The sequence below is a fragment of the Streptomyces sp. NPDC001549 genome (assembly GCF_042894025.1).
Taxonomy (GTDB): Bacteria; Actinomycetota; Actinomycetes; order Streptomycetales; family Streptomycetaceae; genus Streptomyces; species Streptomyces kutzneri.
The window spans coordinates 303,242-324,253 of sequence record NZ_JBIAVJ010000001.1; the positions used below are offsets into that span (position 1 = coordinate 303,242).

Sequence of the window (21,012 nt, forward strand, 5' to 3'; positions counted from 1 at the left end):
CGCTGCAAGGCGACCCGCCCAGGACGGCCGCCGCGCGGCGGCTCGTAGAATCGGCGGGTGGATACGACCCTGGATGACCCCCTCGTCGGGCGCGTGCTCGACGGCCGCTACCGCATCGACGCCCGCATCGCGGCCGGCGGCATGGCCACGGTCTACCGGGCCCTCGACACCCGCCTCGACCGCGTGCTCGCCCTGAAGGTGATGCACCCGGCCCTCGCCGCCGACGCCGCCTTCGTCGACCGGTTCATCCGCGAGGCGAAGTCCGTCGCCCGGCTCGCGCACCCGAACGTGGTCGCCGTCTTCGACCAGGGCACGGACGGGCCGTACGTGTACCTGGCCATGGAGTACGTCTCCGGCTGCACCCTGCGCGACGTGCTCCGCGAGCGCGGCGCGCTCCAGCCGCGGGCCGCCCTCGACGTCCTCGAACCGGTCCTCGCCGCCCTCGGCGCCGCCCACCGGGCCGGCTTCGTCCACCGCGACATGAAGCCCGAGAACGTGCTGATCGGGGACGACGGCCGGGTGAAGGTCGCGGACTTCGGGCTGGTGCGCTCGGTCGACTCGGTGACCAACACCACGGGCTCCGTCCTCGGCACCGTCTCCTACCTGGCCCCCGAGCAGATCGAGAACGGCATCGCCGACACCCGCGTGGACGTCTACGCCTGCGGTGTCGTCCTCTACGAGATGCTCACCGGCTCCAAGCCCCACCTCGGCGGCACCGCCGCGCAGGTGCTCTACCAGCACCTGCACGAGGACGTTCCGCCCCCGTCCGCCGTGGTCCCGGGGCTCGCCGTCGGGCTCGACGAGCTGGTCGCGCAGGCCGCCGCCCGCAATCCCGACCTGCGCCCCTACGACGCGGCCGCCCTGCTCGGCCTCACCCGTGAGGCCCGCGCGCTGCTCAGCGACGCCGAGCTGGACGCCGTACCCCCGCAGGCGCGCGCCGAGGAGCGCTCGTCCGCCGAGGACCGTACCGGGGTGATCCCGCGTCCGGTGGCCGCGCAGCAGCCCGTGCAGCACACCTCCCGCCTGGAGATGCCTCCGGCGCCGCCCGCCCCGCCCGCACACCGGCCGGCCGCCCTCGCGCGGCGGCCCCGTCGCGGGGTGCTGCTCGTCATCGCGGGCGTACTGCTCGCGCTGGGGCTCGGGGCCGGCGTCTGGTACATCAACTCCGGGCAGTTCACCAAGGTCCCCAACCTGCTGGGCAAGACCGAGGCGCAGGCCCGCTCCCAGCTGTCCTCGGCCGGGCTCGGGGTGAAGGGGGTGGACCGGAAGTTCAGCGACGCCTTCGACCGCGGGACGGTGATGAAGACCGATCCCCCGGGCGGCCGGCGGATCCGCGGCAACGACGCGGTGACCATCACCATCTCGCGCGGCCCCGAGCTCGTGGCCGTGCCCAACCTGAAGGGCCGCCCCCTGGAGGAGGCCAGCGCCGAGCTGACGCAGTCCGGGCTGGCGCCCGGCATGGTGACGCAGGCCTTCAGCCAGGACATCGCCCAGGGTTCGGTGATCAGCACCAATCCGGCGGGCGGCGAGAAGCGGGCGCCCGACACGGCGGTCTCGCTCGTCGTCAGCAAGGGCCGCCCGGTGCCGGTGCCGAGCGTGACCGGGATCCCCGCCGATCAGGCGAAGGCGACCCTGGAGGCCCTGGGCCTCAAGGTCGCTACGGCTCCCGAGCAGGTCAACGCTCCCTTCGCGGCCGGTACGGTCGCCAACCAGTCGGTCGGCGCCGGCACCCAGGCCGCGGCCGGCGACACGGTCACGCTGACCGTGTCCAAGGGCCCCCGGCAGATCCCGGTCCCGAACGTGACCGGCCAGGACGTGGACGCGGCCCGCAAGGCGCTGGAGGCCGCCGGCTTCAAGGTGAAGGTGGACCGGCCGCTGATCTCCTTCAGCAACACGGTCGACACCCAGTCGGTGCCGGCCGGGCAGACCGCCCCCGAGGGCAGCACGATCGCCATCAAGACCAAGGGGCTGTAAGCCGTAATGATGCGCAATCCAGTGGGCGGGCACGTCCCCGTTGCCGGGGGGCTCGCCTCGGTCGGCCTGACCTACGCCCGGGAGATGGGGGCGGAGGCCGTCCAGGTCTTCGTCGCCAATCCGCGCGGCTGGGCCACCCCGGTCGGCAATCCGGCGCAGGACGAACGGTTCCGGGCGGAGTGCGCGGCCGAGTCGATCCCCGCGTACGTGCACGCCCCGTATCTGATCAACTTCGGCTCGCACACCGAGGCGACCGTGGAGAAGTCGGTGGAGTCGCTGCGCCATTCGCTGCGCCGCGGCCGGGAGATCGGCGCGCTCGGGGTGGTCGTGCACACCGGGTCGGCGACCGGAGGGCGCCCGCGGGAGGCAGCGTACGCGCAGGTCAGGGAGCACATGCTGCCGCTGCTGGACGAGCTGACGCATGACGACGACCCGTTCCTGCTGCTGGAGTCCACGGCCGGGCAGGGCTCCTCGCTGTGCTCGCGCACCTGGGACTTCGGGCCGTACTTCGAGGCGCTCGACCATCACCCGAAGCTGGGGATCTGCCTGGACACCTGCCACATCTTCGCGGCCGGTCACGATCTGGCGGAGCCGGGCGGGACGAAGGTGATGCTGGACCTGCTGGTGGACACGGTGGGCGAGGGCCGGCTGAAGCTGGTCCACGCGAACGACTCCAAGGAGGGCGTCGGCGCCCACAAGGACCGGCACGCCAACATCGGCCAGGGCCACATCGGCCGGGACGCCTTCGCGGAGCTGTTCACGCACCCCGCGATGGACGGCGTGCCGCTGATCACCGAGACGCCCGGCGGCAAGGAAGGGCATGCGGCGGACGTCGCGCTGCTGAAGGAGCTGCGCGGCCCGCAGTGATCCACGAATCCCTTGAGGAATACCCCTAGGGGGTATACGGTTCCGTCCTGTCGACGGGACCGCTGCCCGGCGTTCCCACGAGGGGGTTGTCATGGAGCACATACACGAGGGGCACGAGGGTCACGAGGACCGCGAAGGCCACGAGGCGCACCACGGCCACGGACCCGCGCACGAGCACGACGCACCGGCACACGCGCACGGCGCCGGCGGTCCGGTCAGCTGGGGCATGGCCGCCCGGGCCACCCTCCACTGCCTCACCGGATGCGCCATCGGCGAGGTGCTCGGCATGGTCATCGGCACCGCGCTGGGCTGGGGGAACGTCCAGACGATGATCCTGGCGATCGTCCTCGCGTTCTTCTTCGGCTACGCGCTCACCCTGCGCGGGCTCCTCGCCGCCGGCGTCGATCTGCGTACGGCCATCCGGGTGGCGCTGGCCGCGGACACCCTTTCGATCGCGGTCATGGAGCTGATCGACAACGGGGTGATCGCCCTGTGGCCCGGCGCGATGGACGCGCACCTGTCGGAGCCGCTGTTCTGGATCGTCCTGGCGATCTCGCTCGCGGCCGCCTTCGTGATCACGACCCCGGTCAACAAGTGGATGATCGGCCGCGGCAAGGGTCACGCGGTCGTGCACCGGTACCACCACTGAGCGAGCCCGGCCTGACCGGCAGGGCACCCCCTACAGTTCGGGGCCCTCCCCGGGCTCCTCCTGGTACGAGTAGCGCTGCTCGCGCCACGGGTCGCCGATGTTGTGGTAGCCGCGCTCCTCCCAGAAGCCGCGGCGGTCGGCGGTCATGTACTCGATGCCGCGGACCCACTTGGGGCCCTTCCAGGCGTACAGGTGCGGGACCACCAGCCGTACCGGGAAACCGTGCTCGGCGGTGAGCAGTTCACCGCCCTCGTGGGTGGCGAAGACGGTCCGGTCGGAGGCGAAGTCGGCCAGCCGCAGGTTGGAGCTGAAGCCGTACTCGGCCCACACCATCACGTGCGTGACCTGCGGCGCGGGGGGAGCCAGGGCGAGGACCTCACGGGCGAGCACACCGCCCCATTCGGCGCCCTGCATGCTGAACTTCGTGACGCAGTGCAGATCGGCCACGACGGAGTCGAACGGCAGGGCCGTGAACTCCTCGTGGTTCCAGCAGTGCTTGTCCCCGTCGGCCGTCGCGCCGAAGACGCGGAACTCCCAGCGGTCCGGCTTGAACTTGGGTACGGGCCCGTAGTGGGTGACCGGCCAGCCCCTCTGCAGCCGCTGCCCCGGTGGAAGCTCCAGCTGCTCTGCTCCCGGAGATTCCCGGCTTTCCGGCTGACCCATGACTCCATGGTGACAGACTGGGCAGGGTGGTCATGACCAGGTCTTGGCCGATTCGGGCAAGTCGCGGTAACTCCCACTAAGGAGGCACTTACTGGACGGTCTCCGGCGGCGGTGCAAGGATGCGCGCAACTGCCCCGTCACATAGCTGACATTGCCTGGAAGGAGCCTCTGCGATGCAGGGCGACCCCGAGGTCCTTGAGTTTCTGAACGAGCAGCTGACCGGCGAGCTGACGGCCATCAACCAGTACTGGCTGCACTACCGCATCCAGGACAACAAGGGCTGGACCAAGCTCGCCAAGTACACGCGTGAAGAGTCCATCGACGAGATGAAGCACGCGGACAAGATCACCGAGCGCATCCTGATGCTCGACGGCCTGCCGAACTACCAGCGCCTCTTCCACGTGCGCGTCGGGCAGACGCTCACGGAGATGTTCCAGGCGGACCGCCAGGTCGAGGTCGAGGCCATCGACCGGCTCAAGCGGGGTATCGAGGTCATGCGCGGCAAGGGTGACATCACCTCGGCCCGGCTCTTCGAGGAGATCCTGGAGGACGAGGAGCACCACATCGACTACCTCGACACCCAGCTGGAGCTCATCGACTCCCTGGGCGAGCCGCTCTACATCGCGCAGCTGATCGAGCAGCCGAGCTAACCGGCTCTAGGCCGCTTCCGCCAGCTCCGCCGAACGGGCCCCACCCGGCTCCGCAGCGAGCACGGCCGCCGTCTGGCCCTTCTCCAGCAGCTCCCGGCGGGGGCACGCCCCACGGCCGAGGATGCCCTGGATGGTGCGCACGCACGATCCGCAGTCGGTGCCGGCCTTGGTGGCCGAGGCGATCTGGCGCGGGGTGCAGGCCCCGGCAGCCGCGTGCTCCTTGACCTGACTGTCGGTGACACCGAAGCAAGAGCAGACGTACACGCGGTTCACCTCCCAGGGCGGAATGGTTCAACGGTTCAGCGGTTCGACGAGCCATCCCCATTTCGGTGAGGCTTACCTAACCGTACCCAAAGTTAGGGTCGCCTAAAAGCCCTGGATACGACAGTGGGGCGCGGATCACATCGATCCGCGCCCCACTGTCGTACGAAGGTACTGACTGATCCCTACTGGTCGCGGTACATCTCGGCGACGAGGAACGCCAGGTCCAGGGACTGGCTGCGGTTGAGCCGCGGGTCGCAGGCCGTCTCGTAGCGCTGGTGCAGGTCGTCGACGAAGATCTCGTCGCCGCCGCCCACGCACTCGGTGACATCGTCACCGGTGAGCTCGACGTGGATGCCGCCCGGGTGGGTGCCGAGGGCCTTGTGGACCTCGAAGAAGCCCTTGACCTCGTCGAGCACGTCGTCGAAACGGCGCGTCTTGTGGCCGGAGGCCGCCTCGAAGGTGTTGCCGTGCATCGGGTCGGTGACCCAGGCGACGGTCGCGCCGGAGGCGGTGACCTTCTCGACCAGCTCGGGGAGCTTCTCGCGGACCTTGTCGGCGCCCATGCGGACGACGAAGGTCAGCCGGCCCGGCTCGCGCTCGGGGTCCAGGCGGTCGATGTACGTCAGCGCCTCGTCCACCGTGGTGGTGGGGCCGAGCTTGATGCCGATCGGGTTGGCGATCTGCGAGCAGAACTCGATGTGCGCGTGGTCCAGCTGGCGGGTGCGCTCACCGATCCAGACCATGTGGCCGGAGGTGTCGTACAGCTTGCCGGTACGCGAGTCGGTGCGGGTCAGCGCGCCCTCGTAGTCGAGCAGCAGCGCCTCGTGGGAGGCGTAGAACTCGACGGCCTTGAACTCGGCCGGGTCGGTGCCGCACGCCTTCATGAAGTTCAGCGCGTTGTCGATCTCCCGCGCCAGCTGCTCGTACCGCTGTCCGGACGGGCTGGACTTCACGAAGTCCTGGTTCCAGGCGTGCACCTGGCGCAGGTCGGCGTAGCCACCGGTGGTGAAGGCGCGCACCAGGTTGAGCGTCGAGGCGGACGCGTTGTACATGCGCTTCAGCCGCTCGGGGTCCGGGATCCGGGCCTCTTCGGTGAAGGCGAAGCCGTTGACGGAGTCGCCGCGGTAGGTCGGCAGGGTGACGCCGTCGCGGGTCTCGGTGTCCTTGGAGCGCGGCTTGGAGTACTGGCCCGCGATGCGGCCGACCTTGACGACGGGCACGGAGGCCGCGTACGTCAGGACGGCGCTCATCTGGAGCAGCGTCTTCAGCTTGGCGCGGATATGGTCGGCGGAGACGCCGTCGAAGGCCTCGGCACAGTCGCCGCCCTGGAGCAGGAACGCCTCGCCCTTGGCGACGGCTCCCAGACGGGCACGCAGCTGGTCGCACTCACCCGCAAAAACGAGGGGAGGATACGACTCGAGGTCCGCGACGACAGCGCGCAGAGCCTCGGCATCGGGGTACGAAGGCTGCTGCGCCGCGGGAAGGTCTCGCCAGGTCGCCTTGGCGGCGGGGGCTTGGGTTTCAGCGTTCACGGTCACCTCGTACACATTACGGCGTCACAGGCCGCGTTCAGCCCCCCGCCCACAACGTGAGACGAACCAGCTCAAAGGTCGCGGACGCCCGGCAGAACGGAATCCATGGTTCAGCTCGCGCCATGAGACAGATCCTGCCCCGCGGGGGCGGTCTGGGCTAAGGTGCCCACCATGTACGCGCACACGAACCAGAACTGGTGGTGGCCCGCTCCCGGCGGCCCACTTCTCGCGCGTACCTGAAGACACGCACGACTCGAAGGCCGCCCCGAGGGGCGGCCTTCCGCGTTTTCGACCACGCTGTCGGATCCCAGGGGCCGCTCCTCCCACCGGAAGGACGCTCCGCCCCATGAACCTGAACCCCGGCCGACCCGACCGGCTGAGCCGACTGCTCGACCCCGCCTGCCCGCCGTTCGCCCTGCTGCGCCGGCGGACCCCCGGCCGCGACCACGACACCGTCGAGGTGCTGATCGGGCAGGTGGGCGAGGTCGAACACCTCGCCGACCTGCCCGTCGGCGAGCTGCCCGCCCTCGCTCTCGTCCCCTTCCGGCAGATCCGGGAGCGCGGCTTCGACGTACGCGACGACGGCACGCCGCTGAGCGTGCTGGTCGCCGAGGAGGCGTACGAGATCCCGCTCGCCGAGGCGCTGGCCGCGCTGCCGCGGCACCGGGTGCGGGTCGACGGCGGCGGCTTCGACGTCCCCGACGAGGAGTACGCGGCCACCGTCCGGCGGGTCATCGAGGACGAGATCGGCCGCGGCGAGGGCGCGAACTTCGTCATCCGGCGCACCTACGAGGGCCGCATCGGCGGATTCGGCCGGGCCGACGCGCTCGCGCTGTTCCGGCGGCTGCTGGAGGGCGAGCGGGGCGCGTACTGGACGTACGTCGTCCACACCGGGGAGCGGACCCTCGTCGGGGCCAGCCCGGAGGTGCACGTGCGGATGTCCGGAGGGACGGTCGTGATGAACCCGATCAGCGGCACGTACCGCTATCCGGCCGGGGGGCCGACGGCCGCCTCCCTCCTCGCCTTCCTCGGCGACCGCAAGGAGACCGAGGAACTGTCGATGGTGGTCGACGAGGAGCTGAAGATGATGTGCACGGTCGGCGACATGGGCGGGGTCGTCGTCGGACCGCGGCTGAAGGAGATGTCCCACCTCGCGCACACCGAGTACGAGCTGCGCGGCCGGTCCTCGCTGGACGTGCGGGAGGTGCTGCGCGAAACCATGTTCGCGGCGACGGTCACCGGATCCCCCGTGCAGAACGCCTGCCGCGTCATCGAGCGGTACGAGGCGGGCGGGCGCGGCTACTACGCGGGCGCGCTCGCCCTGCTGGGCCAGGACCCCGCGGGGGCGCAGACCCTCGACTCCCCCATCCTGATCCGCACCGCCGACATCGCGGCGGACGGCACGCTGCGGGTGCCGGTGGGCGCCACGCTGGTGCGGCACTCGGATCCGGCGGGCGAGGTGGCGGAGACCCATGCGAAGGCGGCGGGGGTGCTGGCGGCGCTCGGGGTGCGGCCGGCCGCGCCGCGCCCGGCCTTCGAGGGGCCCCGGCTGGCGGACGACCCGCGGGTGTGTGCGGCCCTCGCGGCGCGCCGCGAGGACCTGGCGCCGTTCTGGCTCCGGATGCAGGAGCGGCCCCCGGCCCCGGCCGGACACGTGCTGGTGGTGGACGGCGAGGACACCTTCACGGCGATGCTGGCGCACATCTTGAGAGTGGGGGGTCTGAGGGTGGCCGGGCTGGAGGTGACCGTACGCCGCTACGACGATCCGGGGCTGCGGGCGGCGGCCCTGGCCTGGGAGGGCCCGATCGTGCTGGGCCCCGGCCCGGGCAATCCGGCCGAGGCCGCCGACCCCAGGATGCGGATGCTGCGCGCGCTGGCGGCCGACCTGCTGGCCGGGCACCGCCACGGCCTGGTCGGGGTCTGCCTGGGCCACGAGCTGCTGGCGGCCGAGCTGGGCCTCCCGCTGATCCGCAAGGCGGAACCGGCTCAGGGGGCGCAGACCCGGATCGATCTGTTCGGGGCCGAGGAGGTGGTCGGCTTCTACAACACGTACACCGCGCACTGCGACGACGCCCTGGCCGCACGGCTCGCCGCCGACGGGGTGGAGGTGGCCCGTGATCCGGCGACGGGCGAGGTTCACGCCCTTCGCTCCGCGGCCGGGTTCGCGGGGGTGCAGTTCCATCCGGAGTCGGTCCTCACCCTGCGCGGCGCGGACCTGCTGCGCGAGCTGCTGGCCGGGATCCGGGCGGTGTCCCCGGCCTGAGGGGCCGCACGCCGGACGGGCCGGACGCCCCCTGGGCGGTCAGCCCGTCCGGCTCTCGATGCCCGGGGACCCGCCGGCCCGGAGGTGGCGCACCAGCTGCCAGGTCAGGATCGGTCCCAGCACGGCCAGCCCGCACAGGAGGGCGGTGAGGTTGCCGGTCGCCAGCGCCACCGACACCGCGGCGCCCACCGCGTGATCGGCGAAGGTGAGCCAGGGGTCCACCCGCCGGCCCGGCTCGGCGCGGAGGGCGGGCCGCAGGGCCCGGAGGGCGTAAACGAGCTGGACGGCGGCGAGGGCCGGCATGATCCAGCGGAACACGGTAGGGACGTCCACGTGGCCGAATCTAAGCCCCGTCCCGGCCCGCCGGTATGGCCGGATGCCGAAGTCCGGGTGAACTCCCGGGTCCGGGGCCCTGCGGACACCGCTTAGGCGGGCGGGACCAGGGTGTTCTCGGAGCGGCGGCCCGCCAGGTAGTCCGCCACGTTGGCGACGGTGGTGTCGATGATCTGGCCCACCGCGTCCGTCGTGTAGTACGCCTGGTGGGAGGTCACCACGACGTTCGGGAAGGTGACGAGCCGGGCCAGGGTGTCGTCCTCGACGGCCTCCAGGGACTTGTCCAGGAAGAAGAGGCCCGCCTCCGCCTCGTACACGTCCAGGCCGACGCCCGTGAAGCGGCCCGCCCGGAGCTCGTCGACCAGTGCGTCGGTGTCGATCAGCCCGCCGCGGCTGGAGTTCACCAGGATCGCGTCGTCCCGCATCCGGCGCAGCGCCGCCGCGTCGAGGATGCGCCGGGTGGACTCCAGCAGCGGCACGTGCAGGCTGATCAGGTCCGAGGAGGCGAGCAGCTCGTCCTTGTCCACGTACGTCATGCCGAGCTCCAGGCAGGCCGGGTTCTGCACCACGTCCCAGCCCAGCAGGCGCATGCCGAAGCCGTGCGCGATCCGGGTGAACGCCTCGCCGATCTTGCCGGTGCCGAGCACGCCGGCCGTGCGGCCGTGGAAGTCCCGGCCCATCAGCCCGTTCAGCCGGAAGTCGAAGTCCCGGGTCCGGATCGAGGCCCGGACGATCCGCCGGTTGACGGCCAGTGCGAGGGCCCAGGCGAACTCGGCGACCGAGTAGGGCGAGTAGTACGAGACCCGGCTGATCGTCATGCCGAGACGCCGGGCCTCGTCCAGGTCGATGTTGTTGAAGCCGGTGGACCGCTGGGCGATCAGCTTCGTCCCGCCGGCCGCCAGGACCCGCAGCACCCGGCCGTTCAGGTCGGCGTTCACGCTGGAGGAGACGATCTCGTACCCGGCGGCGATCGGCGCGGTGTCCTCGTCGAGGAAGACGTCCAGGCAGCGGATCTCGTGCTGCCCCGCGAAGGCCTGCTCCAGGAGCGGCTTCTCGTCGGCGGTCACACCGAATGCCAGGATCTCCACGCTTGCTCCCGCACCTCGAACCATGGGCCGTTTGTCACCATACGGCCCATGGTGGCGGGTCGCCGCTCAGCCGAAGAAGACCCCGGCCTCCTTGTACAGCGCGGGATCCACCGTCTTCAGCTTCGACGTCGCCTCCGCGATCGGTACCCGGACGATGTCCGTCCCCTTGAGCGCGACCATCTTCCCGAAGTCCCTGTCGCGCACCGCCTCGATCGCGTGCAGCCCGAACCGGGTCGCGAGCCACCGGTCGAAGGCGCTCGGCGTGCCGCCCCGCTGGATGTGCCCGAGCACCGTCGTACGGGCCTCCTTGCCGGTCCGCGCCTCGATCTCCTTGGCCAGCCACTCGCCCACGCCCGACAGCCGGACATGGCCGAAGGAGTCCAGGGTGCCGTCCTTCAGCACCATCTCCCCGTCCTTGGGCATCGCACCCTCCGCGACCACCACGATCGGCGCGTAGCTCGCCCGGAACCGGGAGGTCACCCAGGCGCAGACCTCGTCCATGTCGAAGCGCTGCTCCGGGATGAGGATGACGTTGGCGCCGCCCGCGAGCCCCGAGTGCAGGGCGATCCAGCCGGCGTGCCGGCCCATGACCTCGACGACCAGGACCCGCATGTGGGACTCGGCCGTGGTGTGCAGCCGGTCGATGGCCTCGGTCGCGATGCCGACGGCGGTGTCGAAGCCGAAGGTGTAGTCGGTGGCGGACAGGTCGTTGTCGATGGTCTTGGGCACGCCGACGCAGGGGATGCCGTACTCCTCGTACAGCCGGGCCGCGACCCCGAGGGTGTCCTCGCCGCCGATCGCGATGAGCGCGTCCACCTCGTACTTCGCGAGGTTGTCCTTGATGTCGCGCACGCCGTTCTCCGTCTTGAACGGATTGGTGCGCGAGGAGCCGAGGATGGTGCCGCCGCGGGGCAGGATGCCGCGGACGGCGGGGATGTCGAGGGGGACCGTCCGTCCCTCGATTGCGCCCCGCCAGCCGTCCTTGAACCCGACGAACCCGCAGCCGTACTCCTGCTCGCCCTTGCGGACGACCGCCCTGATCACCGCGTTGAGCCCGGGGCAGTCGCCGCCGCCGGTCAGCACTCCGACCTTCATGGAATCTCCAATCGCCATGACGGTCACGCTAGTGGTGACTCAGGTCACAGCAAGGGGCCTGGAGAGGTCAATTCCGGTGGAATCGTGAGGCGTTGCGTACGCCCGTTCACTCGTACGAGGACGTAAGTACGATCGACGGGCGGTGCGGACGTCCCCCGGGCGGGTACTACGCGTCGTCGAGGCCGCGTTCTATGGCGTACCGGACGAGCTCCACCCGGTTGTGCAACTGCAGCTTGCCCAGGGTGTTCTGGACGTGGTTCTGCACGGTGCGGTGGGAAATGACCAGACGCTCGGCGATCTGCTTGTACGACAGCCCCTTGGCCACGAGCCGCAGTACCTCGGTCTCGCGGTCGGTCAGTTGCGGGGCCTTCGGCTCGTCGGAGGTGGCCGGCAGCGGATCGGTGGCCAGGCGCCGGTACTCGCCGAGCACCAGCCCGGCCAGGCCCGGGGTGAAGACCGGGTCGCCGGCCGCGGTGCGGCGGACGGCGTCGATCAGCTCCTGGGCGCCGGCGGACTTCAGCAGGTAGCCGGTCGCACCGGACTTCACCGCCTCCAGGACGTCCGCGTGCTCGCCGCTGGCCGACAGGACCAGGACCCGCAGGGCCGGGTTGGCGCCGACCAGTTCCTTGCAGACCTGCACGCCCGGCATGCCGGGCAGGTTGAGGTCGAGGACCAGCACGTCGGGCGTGACGGCGTGGGCCCGGCGGACCGCCTCGGGGCCGTCGCCGGCGGTGGCGACGACGTCGAAGCCGGCCGCGGCCAGGTCGCGGGCGACCGCGTCGCGCCACATCGGGTGGTCGTCGACGACCATCACCCGGATCTCGTGCAGCTCGTTCGGCCTGTTCGGGTCGTTCACGTCGGTGCGCTCGCTCATCTCTTGTCCGTCCTCCCCCTGGGTACCTTCAGTTCCACTTCGGTGCCCTGCCCGGGGACGGACACCAGATCGGCGCTGCCGCCGAGATCACGCAGCCGGCCGCGGATGGACAGGGCCACTCCCATCCGGCCCTCGCCCGCCGCCTGGTCGAGCCGGCCCGCCGGGATACCGGGGCCGTCGTCGCGAACGGTCACGATCACCTCGTCGCCCCAGTCCTCGACGAGGATCCAGGCCCGCGCGCCGTCCCCGGCGTGCTTGCGCACGTTGTCCAGGGCGGCGCCGACCGCCGCGGCCAGCTCCTTCGCGGCGGGCACCGGCAGCGGCACCGGGGTGCCCGGCTCGGCGAAGCTCACGCGGGATCCGGCGTGCGGGGCGAGGAGCGTGCGCAGGTCCAGCTCGCCGTCGTCGGCGCCCGGCTCGTCCACCTCGTAGGTGTCCACCAGCGCGCCGCGCGACTCGTCGCTGGAGACCCGGGAGGGCCGCACCAGCCCGCTGGAGACCAGCGTGCGCAGCGCCACCTCCTGCTCCCCCGCCATCCGACCGAGCTCCTCGGCCTCGCCGCCGAGCTCGCTGCCGCGCCGCTGGACCATGGCGAGGACCTGGAGGACCCCGTCGTGGATGTCGCGGGCCAGGCGCTCGCGCTCGCGGGTGGCGGCCTCGATCTCCAGGGCGCGGGCGAGGGTGTTCTCACTGGCCCGGGCGACCTCGACCACGTAGCCGATGGCCACGGAGGCGACCCAGACGAGCAGGACGTTGTGCAGGGTGTCCCGGGTGGGCTGGCCGGTGTGGATGGCGAGGTTGGCGGCGGCCACGAAGGTGGAGGCGAAACAGGCCCAGCGCCAGCCGCCCTTGATGGCGAAGCCGAGGACCGCGCCCGCCGTCCAGATGGTGGGGAGGGTGGAGCCGCCCGCGTGGATCCGCGCCTGGGTGTCGGCGACCGGGGTCAGCACGATGCCCACGATCGCGACGGTGAGGTCGGCGACGAGGAAGCCCTTGGTGCAGCTCGCGGCGTTCGCCACCTTGCGGGAGGTGGCGAGGGTCCAGACGGCGAGGAACGCGAGGTAGCCGACCGCGACCCCCGGGCGCGGGAACTCCTTGTACGCGGCCGCGAACAGCAGCGCCGCGTAGACCATGGTCAGCAGTCGGTACCCGGTCAGGGCACGCCAGAGCGGCTGCTCGACCGACATGCGTACGACGCGTTCGCGTTTCGCCATCTCCCCCACCCCTCGCGGGCGGTATCGCCCGCGCGCAGCTACTGCGACGTGCCGTCGGCCTTCTCGGCCTTGTCCGTCTTGGCAGCCTTCTCGGCCTTCTCCGCCTTCTCGGCGTCGGCGATCTGGCGCTTGGCCGCCGTCGCGTAGATGTCGACGTACTCCTGACCGGAGAGCTTCATGATCTCGTACATGACCTCGTCGGTCACCGAGCGGAGGATGAAGCGGTCGTTGTCCATGCCGTGGTAGCGGCTGAAGTCCAGCGGCTTGCCGATCCGGATCCCCGGACGCATCAGCTTGGGGACCACCTTGCCGGGCGGCTGGATCTTCTCCGTGTCGATCATCGCCACGGGGATCACGGGCGCACCGGTGGCCAGGGCCACGCGGGCCAGGCCGCCGGGCTTGCCGCGGTAGAGGCGTCCGTCGGGTGAACGCGTGCCCTCGGGGTAGATACCGAACAGCTCTCCGCGCTCGATGACCTGGATGCCGCTCTGGATCGCGGCCTCACCGGCCCCGCGGGCGCCCGAGCGGTCCACCGGGAGCTGGCCGACGCCCTTGAAGAAGGCGGCCGTCAGCTTGCCCTTGACCCCCGGGGAGGTGAAGTACTCCGCCTTCGCGATGAAGGTGACCTTCCGGTCCAGCACCGCCGGCAGGAAGAAGGAGTCGGAGAAGGACAGGTGGTTGCTCGCGAGGATCGCCGGCCCCTCCGCGGGAATGTTCTCGAGGCCCTCCACCCACGGCCTGAAAGCGAGTTTCAGTGAACCGCCGATGGAGAACTTCATTGCGCCGTAGATCAACTCGAAAGCCTTCCTGTGTCTGTCGAACAGACCATATCCCGTGCCTACACCGGCAGGGACCCGACGACCCTGGCCGGTGCCACCCCGGTCGCGTACGGTGAAGTCACACAGAGCAACGCACCCACCCGACGTACATCATGATCAAGGAGACCCTGGTGCCCGTCCTCCCTGGAGCCGAGCCGTTCCGCCACGAGGGCGGAGAGGTCGGCGTCCTCCTCTGCCACGGCTTCACCGGTTCCCCGCAGTCCCTGCGCCCCTGGGCCGAGTATCTCGCCGGGCGGGGCCTCACGGTGTCGCTTCCGCTGCTGCCCGGACACGGGACGCGCTGGCAGGACATGCAGCTCACGGGCTGGCAGGACTGGTACGCCGAGGTCGACCGCGCCCTGCGGGAACTGCTGGACCGGTGCGAGCAGGTGTTCGTCTGCGGGCTGTCGATGGGCGGGGCGCTGACCCTGCGGCTGGCGGCCAAGCACGGGGACGCCATCAGCGGCATCGTGCTCGTCAACCCGGCCAACAAGGTGCACGACCCGCTGGCCGTGACCCTGCCGGTGACCAAGCACCTCATCCGGTCGACGCCGGGCATCGCCAGCGACATCGCGAAGCCGGGCTCGGAAGAGGTCGGTTACGACCGGGTCCCGACCCGGGCCGCGCACTCGCTGAAGAAGTTCCTGCAGCTCGTGGACGCCGAGCTGCCGCAGGTGACGCAGCCGATGCTGCTGCTGCACAGCCCGCAGGACCATGTCGTACCGCCCGTCGACTCCGCGCGGGTGCTGGCCCGGGTCTCCTCGACGGATGTCACCGAGACCCTGCTGGAACAGAGCTACCACGTCGCGACGTTGGACCATGACGCGGAGCGGATCTTCGCGGACAGCTATGCGTTCATCGGCCGACTGGCGGAGAGCGTGGGCAGGGAGGGGGCGGAGGCCGGTGGCTGAGCACGAGGAGCAGTCGGGCGGGGTTCCGCCGCTGGACGAGGAAGCGGCGTGGGCGGCGATCGTCGCCGGGTACGGGCAGGAGCCGCCGGACCCGCCGGGGGCCCGGCCGTTCAGACCGATCGAGAACCTCCTCCTGCCGGAGGAGGACGTCAAGCCGCTGCCCGCGGAGTCCGGACCGGATCCGAAGGCCGATCCGAAGCCGGACGCGAAGCCGGACGCGGAACCGGGGCCTCCGGCGGCGCTGGGCAGCTCCGTGGTCTTCGCCCCGGGCGTGGGCATGTCGGGTCCCCGGGACCACTCGCCAGCGGAGCCGGAGGACGACGACCTGACTCCGGCGGACGAGGGCCACTTCGTCCCCCCGGAGCCGGAGCTCCCGCCGGCGGACACGACGTCGAAGTTCGCGTGGCTGGCGGTCGTCGGCGGCCCGGTACTGCTGCTGCTCGCGGTGCTCCTGCAGTGGGAGATGACCTGGTGGCTGACGACGCTGGGCATCGGCGGCTTCCTGGGCGGCTTCGCCACGCTGGTCGCACGCATGCAGCACGACGAGGATGACGACGACGACCCGGGCCGCGGCGCGGTCGTCTGACCCCCGAGGCTTTCCCGGGGCTCCGCCCCAGACCCCGCGCCTCAAACGCCGGCGGGGCTGAAGCAGAGCCCCGCCGGCGTTTGAGGCGCGGGGGTCCGGCGGCAGCGTCCCCGGCAACGGCGCCGCACCCGGACCCGGACCGGACCCGTCGAGCTACGGCGCAGCCGCCAGACGGAGGGCCGCCAGCACCGGCAGGTGGTCCGTCGCCGACCGCAGGTCCGTGGTCGAGACCCCCGGCAGCCCCTCCGGGACACCGCAGGCCAGCACCTCCACCCCCTTCGTGGCGAACACGGCGTCGATCCGGCGGTCCGGCGCCGACGCCGGGAAGGTCGGTCCGCCGCCCCACGGGGCCACTGCCCGGCAGTCCTGGAGCTCGGTGGCCAGCCGCCCGTACGCCGGCCCGTCCGGGCCCTCGTTCAGGTCGCCCGCGGCGATCGCGTACGGCACGTCCATGGCGGCCAGCCGGTCCAGCAGCAGCTCCGCGTGGGCCCGGCGCTCCGCCGCCTGCAGCGAGAGGTGCAGGGAGGCCAGGCCCACGCGCACGCCCCCGACCCGGATCACCGCCGTGGCGAAGCCCCTGCGGTGCAGGCCGGGGGTGCGCGGCAGCAGGACGTCCTCCGTCCGCTCCACGAAGACCCGCAGCGAGCACAGCAGCAGCGGCCCGGCCGCCGTCGCGCCCCCGCCCAGCACCACCAGGTCGCACTTGGCGGCCAGCCGCGCCGCGTGTTTGCGCCACCGGAAGAACCGGGGGGCCTCCTGCGCGAGGACGAGGTCGGGCTCGCACGCCCGGATGACCCGGGCCAGCGCCTCCTCGTCGTCGCGCAGGGAGCGGATGTTGTAGCTGAGCACCCGGATCACGGCAGAACCGTCGGGCTCCGTACGGGACTTCGGCAGCTGGTCCATGCCCCGCAAGATACGCAGCCGCCCGCCGCTCCCCCAAGGGGCGCGGCGGGCGGTACGCAGGGAAATACGGGCGGAAAAGGCTCAGCCCTGGCGGGCCAGGTCGGCCGCGCCGACGAGCCCGGCCTTGCCGCCCAGCTGCGCGGCGAGGACCTGCGCGTGCGGGCGCCAGGCGCCGCCGACCAGCCAGCGCTTGAAGGACTTGCGGATCGGGTCGAGGACGAGGTCGCCCTCGTCCGAGACGCCGCCGCCGACGATGAAGGCGGACGGGTCGAAGAGCGAGGCCAGGTCGGCCAGTCCCGCGCCGGCCCAGCGGGCCAGTTCGCGGAAGGCGTCGATGGCCACCAGGTCGCCCTGCCGGGCGGCCTCGCTGATGTGCTTGCCCTCGATGCCCTCGGCGGTGCCGTCGCCGAGCGCGAGCAGGATCGCCGCGTTCTCGGGGGTGGCGTTGGCGCGCTGCTTCGCGTACCGGACGAGGGCGCGCCCGGAGGCGTACTGCTCCCAGCAGCCCTGGCTGCCACAGCCGCACAGGAGGCCGTCGGGGACGACCCGGATGTGCCCGAACTCGGCGGCGACGCCGAAGCGTCCGCGCCGCAGCTTGTTGCCGATGATGATGCCGCCGCCCAGGCCGGTGCCGAGCGTGATGCAGATGACGTCGTCGTGGCCCTGGCCGGCGCCGAAGCGGTACTCGCCCCAGGCCGCGCAGTTCGCGTCGTTCTCGACGACGACGGGCAGGCCGATGCGCTGCTCGACCTTGTCCTTCAGCGGCTCGTGCCGCCAGTTGATGTTGGGCGCGAAGAGTACGGTCGCGCGCTTGTCGTCCACGTATCCGGCGGCGCCGATGCCGACGGCCTCGATGGTGTGGTTGCTGCTGACCTCGGAGACGGCGGCGCAGATGGCCTCCGTCACTCCGTCCGCGGTCGGCGGGGTGGGCACCTTGTACGTCTCAAGGATCGTGCCCTCTTCGTCGACCACGCCGGCCGCGATCTTCGTGCCGCCGATGTCGACGCCGATGGTGAGTCCCATTAGTCCCTCGGTTTCCGGTCAAACCCCGCCACGGCCAACGGTACCCGAGGCTTCCGGGGGATCAGTCGAGATCGATCCGCTCGGAGGGGCCGTCGTCGGGGCCGCCGTCCCGGGGGTCGCGGTCGTGGGAGGCCTGCCGGGGGGCCGGGGGTTCGCCCCGCGTCCAGCGGCGCTCGTGGCCCTCGACGGCCGAACGGTAGGCGGCGAGCAGTTCGGAGCCGGCGGCCGCGAGGTGGTCGAAGACGTCCGGGTTGCGCTCGATGACGGGCTTGGCGGCGGTCTTGGCCTGGTCGACGATCTGGCGCACCGCACCCTGCGCGGCCACGCCGAACAGCGGGTTGTTCAGCCCGGAGACCTTGTCGGCGACGGCTTCGAAGAGCTTGAACAGCTCCTCGGCGGCGGTGCCGGTGCCGCCGGCCGCGGCCTCCTCCTGTCCGCGCAGGCGCTCCTTCTCGGCGGCGAGGTCCTCGGCACAGGCCCTGGCCCAGGCGTCGTCGTCGGTGGGGCGGTCGGTGGCCTCGCTCATGGCGGACTCTCTCCTGCGGCGGCTGCTGGACGTGCGGTACGGACTACCTTCGACGGTACCCGAACGGGGGTAAGCGGTTCATTGCGTGCGGGGCCACAGTCCCGGGTCGGGGGTGAATCGGATGCGGAGCTCCCCGTCGGCGAGGGCGGCGCCGGAGACGGTGCAGCGGCGCAGCGCCGCGGGGAGCGGAACGATCCTGCGGTGGGGGCCGGCGGTGAGCAGCAGTTCGTCGCCGCGGCGGACGAGGTCGAGGTCGCTCTTGTGGGCGCCGGGCAGCGGTACCACCCAGACGAGCACCCCGTCCTCGGCGAGCCGGTCCTCGACGGCCCAGCCCCGGCGGGGTGCGGGCGCCTCGGGTACGAGCCCGTCGGCGTCGGCGAGCCGCTCCAGGTCCTGCGGGCCGCGCGGGTCGCGGCCGAGGTGGGCGAGGGCGACCACCGGGAGCTCCCCGGCCCACTCGGCGGCGTACTTCTGCTGCTGGGCGGCGAGCCCGGCGAGCCACGGGTCGGCGGATTCCGCCGGCACGGTGCGGTTGGCGACGACGGCGGAGACGGGCAGCTGCTGGAGGGCGAGTCCGAGCCGGCCGAGGCGCAGCGCGTCGGCGGCGGCCGGGCCGGGTTCTGCGACCAGCCGCAGCTCGGTGGTGTCGGCCTCTACGACGGCCTGTACGGCGGCCAGCTCCTCGTCCCAGCGGGCGGCGGTCTCGTAGAGCCACTGCGCGGGCATGGGTACGCCGGCCAGCTGGGCCAGTACGGGGCGCAGGGCGCGGGCGGCCTGCCGCTCGGCGGGCAGCAGCCGGGCGAGGTAGCGGCGCAGCTGGGCGGGGAGGGCGAGGGTGGCCACGGTCTGGTGGAGCGGCGGCATGTCGACGACGACGAGGTCGGTGCCGGGCGCGGCGGCGGCCCGCCGCAGGGCGCGGAGCAGGGCGAACTGCTCGGCGCCGGGCAGTTCGGTGATCTCCTCGGCGCCCAGCGGCCGGGCCCCGACCATGCCGAGCAGGGCGGATCCGCGCTGCTGGAGGGAGACGAGCTCTTCGCGGAACTCCTCGCCGGAGTCCACCCGGGCCACCCGCAGCCCGGGTGCGGCCGGGTCGCCGACCAGGGCGGTGAGCGGGTCGCCGATGTCGCCGGAGAGCAGCAGCACCCGCCGCCCGTGGCGGGCCGCGGCGAGGGCGGTGGCCGCCGCCACGGTGGTCCGCCCGGCCCCGCCGGGGCCGGTGATCAGCAAGGTGTGCATGTGCGGGTGCTCCGGTGTGCGGGAAGCGGGAAGCGGGATCAGACGGTTTCGACGCGCTTCTTCAGGCCCGCGAGCGCCCGGTCGATGATGACCTTCTCGGCCTTGCGCTTGATCATGCCGAGCATGGGGATCTTGACGTCGACGGTCAGCTGGTAGGTGACCTCGGTGCGCTTGCCGCCGTCGACCGGCGTCAGCCGGTAGGAGCCGTCCAGCTGGCGCAGCATCTGGGACTTGTCCAGGGTCCAGCTGACCTCGTCGGTGCCCTTCCAGGTGTAGGCGAGGGTGTGGTCGTCCTTGATCGCGCCCGCGTCGAGCAGCAGGCGGACCTTCTCGGCGCGCCCTTCGGCGTCGGTGGCCAGCACCTCGGCCTCCTTCACCTCGCCGGTCCACTCGGGGTAACGGGCGAAGTCGGCGATCACGGCCATCACGTCGGTGGGCGCAGCCTCGATCGTGATGCTTGAGCTGGTGTGTTCCGCCATCGCGGTCGCTCCTCCGGGCTGGGGGTACCTCCCAGCGGCAGCTGGGGGAGTTCGAGGATGTGTGCGGCCCGGGGGCCGCCGCGTGAAGGCTACCGCGCGTGTGGACGTCGCCACTCCAGCGCCTCCCGCACCCTGCGGGAGCCCGCCGTGAAGCGGCTCGATCTCTACCATTCCAGAACCCAGGGCCGGCCGGTGGCCGCGAAGTGGCCCACGTTCACGCACTCGGTGTTCCCGATGCGCATCCGCCGGGCCAGGGGCTGGTGGACGTGTCCGAAGAGGGCGTAGCGGGGGCGGGTGCGGCGGATCGCGGCGAGCAGGGCCTCACTGCCCCGTTCGAAGCGGCGGGCAACGGTGTCGTAGCAGAGCTCGGGCACTTCCGGCGGGATGTGCGAGCAGAGGACGTCCACCTCGCCGAGGGCCTCGACCTTGGCGGCGTACTCCTCCGGGTCCACCTCGTAGGGGGTGCGCATCGGGGAGGGCAGTCCGCCGCCGACGAAGCCGAAGACGCGGCCGCCGATCTCCACGCGCTGGCCGTCGAGCACGGTGAGGCCGTGCCGGTCGGCGTACTCGGGCCACAGGCCCGGGACGTCGACGTTTCCGTAGGTGGCGTACGTGGGGGTGGGGAAGGCGGCGAACATCTGTGCGTACTGGCGGCGTACGGCGCCCTCGATGAGCGTGTCGCGGTCCAGGCCGGCCCAGAGCTGCCGCCCGAAGGCGTGGGCCTCCTCGAAGCGGCGCGCGGTGCGCAGCTCGACGATCCGGTCGGCGTTCTCGACGCCGAACAGGTCGGGGAAGATCCCGCGCGAGTGGTCGGCGTAGTCGAGGAAGAGCACGAGGTCACCGAGGCAGATGAGGGCGTCTGCGCCCTCGCCCGCACGGGCGAGGGCCTCGGTGTTGCCGTGCACGTCGCTCACGACGTGGACCCGGGTGCGCCCCGCCCCACGGCCTGATCCACGGCCTGATCCACGGCCTGATCCGCTCGTACCGAACTGCTGTCCCCGCATGCTGCCAGCCATGCGGCCAACCCTAGAGCTGCCTGGTGGCGGCGGGTAGAGGGGGTGAGA

Annotated in this window: 22 protein-coding genes; 7 read left to right on the forward strand and 15 right to left on the reverse strand. The window is 71.9% G+C overall.

The window, feature by feature from the left end; genetic code table 11:
* Positions 1 to 57 precede the first annotated feature (57 nt).
* The 3 genes from pknB to ACFY04_RS01460 all read left to right on the forward strand — a co-directional run bounded on the left by pknB (position 58) and on the right by ACFY04_RS01460 (position 3,490).
* Complete coding sequence (pknB, locus tag ACFY04_RS01450; protein ID WP_389113675.1) at positions 58 to 1,974, forward strand: Stk1 family PASTA domain-containing Ser/Thr kinase; 1,917 nt, start codon at positions 58 to 60, stop codon at positions 1,972 to 1,974.
* Positions 1,975 to 1,983: 9 nt separating this feature from the next.
* Positions 1,984 to 2,841 (forward strand): deoxyribonuclease IV, encoded by an 858-nt coding sequence (locus ACFY04_RS01455; protein ID WP_351156243.1) that lies wholly within the window; start codon positions 1,984 to 1,986, stop codon positions 2,839 to 2,841.
* A 91-nt stretch (positions 2,842 to 2,932) separates the two neighbouring features.
* Complete coding sequence (locus ACFY04_RS01460) at positions 2,933 to 3,490, forward strand: DUF4396 domain-containing protein (protein WP_389113676.1); 558 nt, start codon at positions 2,933 to 2,935, stop codon at positions 3,488 to 3,490.
* A gap of 30 nt (positions 3,491 to 3,520) precedes the next feature.
* Here the strand turns inward: ACFY04_RS01460 and ACFY04_RS01465 are convergent, their stop codons facing one another.
* Positions 3,521 to 4,153 (reverse strand): sulfite oxidase-like oxidoreductase, encoded by a 633-nt coding sequence (locus ACFY04_RS01465; RefSeq protein ID WP_030010526.1) that lies wholly within the window; start codon positions 4,151 to 4,153, stop codon positions 3,521 to 3,523.
* A 173-nt stretch (positions 4,154 to 4,326) separates the two neighbouring features.
* Here ACFY04_RS01465 and bfr point away from each other — a divergent pair, with 173 nt between their 5' ends.
* Positions 4,327 to 4,803, forward strand: coding sequence for a bacterioferritin (gene bfr, locus ACFY04_RS01470; protein WP_314248774.1), 477 nt, complete (start codon positions 4,327 to 4,329; stop codon positions 4,801 to 4,803).
* Between the two features lie 6 nt (positions 4,804 to 4,809).
* On the opposite strand, the gene ACFY04_RS01475 is transcribed toward bfr, so the two are convergent.
* Complete coding sequence (locus tag ACFY04_RS01475) at positions 4,810 to 5,076, reverse strand: bacterioferritin-associated ferredoxin (protein WP_389113677.1); 267 nt, start codon at positions 5,074 to 5,076, stop codon at positions 4,810 to 4,812.
* Positions 5,077 to 5,249: 173 nt separating this feature from the next.
* A complete protein-coding gene (locus ACFY04_RS01480; protein ID WP_373038796.1) occupies positions 5,250 to 6,605 on the reverse strand; it encodes a class II 3-deoxy-7-phosphoheptulonate synthase in 1,356 nt (451 codons plus the stop codon).
* Positions 6,606 to 6,945: 340 nt separating this feature from the next.
* On the opposite strand from ACFY04_RS01480, the gene ACFY04_RS01485 reads away from it, so the two are divergent.
* Positions 6,946 to 8,862: an anthranilate synthase family protein gene (locus tag ACFY04_RS01485; RefSeq protein WP_389113678.1), complete on the forward strand. Its 1,917-nt coding sequence runs from the start codon at positions 6,946 to 6,948 to the stop codon at positions 8,860 to 8,862.
* Between the two features lie 39 nt (positions 8,863 to 8,901).
* Here ACFY04_RS01485 and ACFY04_RS01490 read toward each other — a convergent pair whose 3' ends face one another.
* From ACFY04_RS01490 to ACFY04_RS01515, 6 genes are all read right to left on the reverse strand, one after another.
* Positions 8,902 to 9,195, reverse strand: a complete 294-nt coding sequence (locus ACFY04_RS01490) for a hypothetical protein (protein ID WP_389113679.1) — start codon at positions 9,193 to 9,195, stop codon at positions 8,902 to 8,904.
* A 92-nt stretch (positions 9,196 to 9,287) separates the two neighbouring features.
* Positions 9,288 to 10,283 (reverse strand): 2-hydroxyacid dehydrogenase, encoded by a 996-nt coding sequence (locus tag ACFY04_RS01495; protein ID WP_389113680.1) that lies wholly within the window; start codon positions 10,281 to 10,283, stop codon positions 9,288 to 9,290.
* 66 nt (positions 10,284 to 10,349) lie between these two features.
* Positions 10,350 to 11,378 carry a 6-phosphofructokinase gene (locus ACFY04_RS01500; RefSeq protein WP_314254758.1) on the reverse strand — a complete coding sequence of 343 codons (1,029 nt, stop codon included), beginning with the start codon at positions 11,376 to 11,378 and terminating at the stop codon, positions 10,350 to 10,352.
* A 166-nt stretch (positions 11,379 to 11,544) separates the two neighbouring features.
* Positions 11,545 to 12,252: a response regulator transcription factor gene (locus ACFY04_RS01505; RefSeq protein WP_030010354.1), complete on the reverse strand. Its 708-nt coding sequence runs from the start codon at positions 12,250 to 12,252 to the stop codon at positions 11,545 to 11,547.
* Entirely contained in the window at positions 12,249 to 13,466 is a 1,218-nt protein-coding gene (macS, locus tag ACFY04_RS01510; RefSeq protein WP_389113681.1) for a MacS family sensor histidine kinase, read from the reverse strand. The genes ACFY04_RS01505 and macS overlap by 4 nt, the downstream gene beginning before the upstream one ends.
* 38 nt (positions 13,467 to 13,504) lie before the next feature.
* On the reverse strand, positions 13,505 to 14,245 hold the full coding sequence (locus ACFY04_RS01515; RefSeq protein ID WP_389113909.1) for a lysophospholipid acyltransferase family protein: 741 nt from the start codon (positions 14,243 to 14,245) through the stop codon (positions 13,505 to 13,507).
* Positions 14,246 to 14,415: 170 nt separating this feature from the next.
* Here ACFY04_RS01515 and ACFY04_RS01520 point away from each other — a divergent pair, with 170 nt between their 5' ends.
* Positions 14,416 to 15,195, forward strand: coding sequence for an alpha/beta hydrolase (locus ACFY04_RS01520; protein WP_389113682.1), 780 nt, complete (start codon positions 14,416 to 14,418; stop codon positions 15,193 to 15,195).
* A complete protein-coding gene (locus ACFY04_RS01525; protein ID WP_389113683.1) occupies positions 15,188 to 15,781 on the forward strand; it encodes a hypothetical protein in 594 nt (197 codons plus the stop codon). The genes ACFY04_RS01520 and ACFY04_RS01525 overlap by 8 nt, the downstream gene beginning before the upstream one ends.
* Positions 15,782 to 15,934: 153 nt before the next feature.
* Here ACFY04_RS01525 and ACFY04_RS01530 read toward each other — a convergent pair whose 3' ends face one another.
* From ACFY04_RS01530 to ACFY04_RS01555, 6 genes are all read right to left on the reverse strand, one after another.
* The gene (locus ACFY04_RS01530; RefSeq protein WP_389113684.1) at positions 15,935 to 16,684 is read right to left on the reverse strand and encodes an endonuclease/exonuclease/phosphatase family protein; all 750 of its coding nucleotides are present in this window, start codon (positions 16,682 to 16,684) and stop codon (positions 15,935 to 15,937) included.
* 81 nt (positions 16,685 to 16,765) lie between these two features.
* Positions 16,766 to 17,707 (reverse strand): ROK family glucokinase, encoded by a 942-nt coding sequence (locus tag ACFY04_RS01535; protein ID WP_030773585.1) that lies wholly within the window; start codon positions 17,705 to 17,707, stop codon positions 16,766 to 16,768.
* Positions 17,708 to 17,768: 61 nt separating this feature from the next.
* Positions 17,769 to 18,233 (reverse strand): DUF5304 domain-containing protein, encoded by a 465-nt coding sequence (locus ACFY04_RS01540; RefSeq protein WP_389113685.1) that lies wholly within the window; start codon positions 18,231 to 18,233, stop codon positions 17,769 to 17,771.
* Positions 18,234 to 18,311: 78 nt separating this feature from the next.
* On the reverse strand, positions 18,312 to 19,469 hold the full coding sequence (locus ACFY04_RS01545; protein WP_389113686.1) for an ArsA family ATPase: 1,158 nt from the start codon (positions 19,467 to 19,469) through the stop codon (positions 18,312 to 18,314).
* A gap of 38 nt (positions 19,470 to 19,507) precedes the next feature.
* On the reverse strand, positions 19,508 to 19,948 hold the full coding sequence (locus ACFY04_RS01550) for an SRPBCC family protein (RefSeq protein ID WP_189963587.1): 441 nt from the start codon (positions 19,946 to 19,948) through the stop codon (positions 19,508 to 19,510).
* A gap of 164 nt (positions 19,949 to 20,112) precedes the next feature.
* Positions 20,113 to 20,952, reverse strand: a complete 840-nt coding sequence (locus ACFY04_RS01555) for a metallophosphoesterase (protein WP_389113910.1) — start codon at positions 20,950 to 20,952, stop codon at positions 20,113 to 20,115.
* Positions 20,953 to 21,012: the final 60 nt, after the last annotated feature.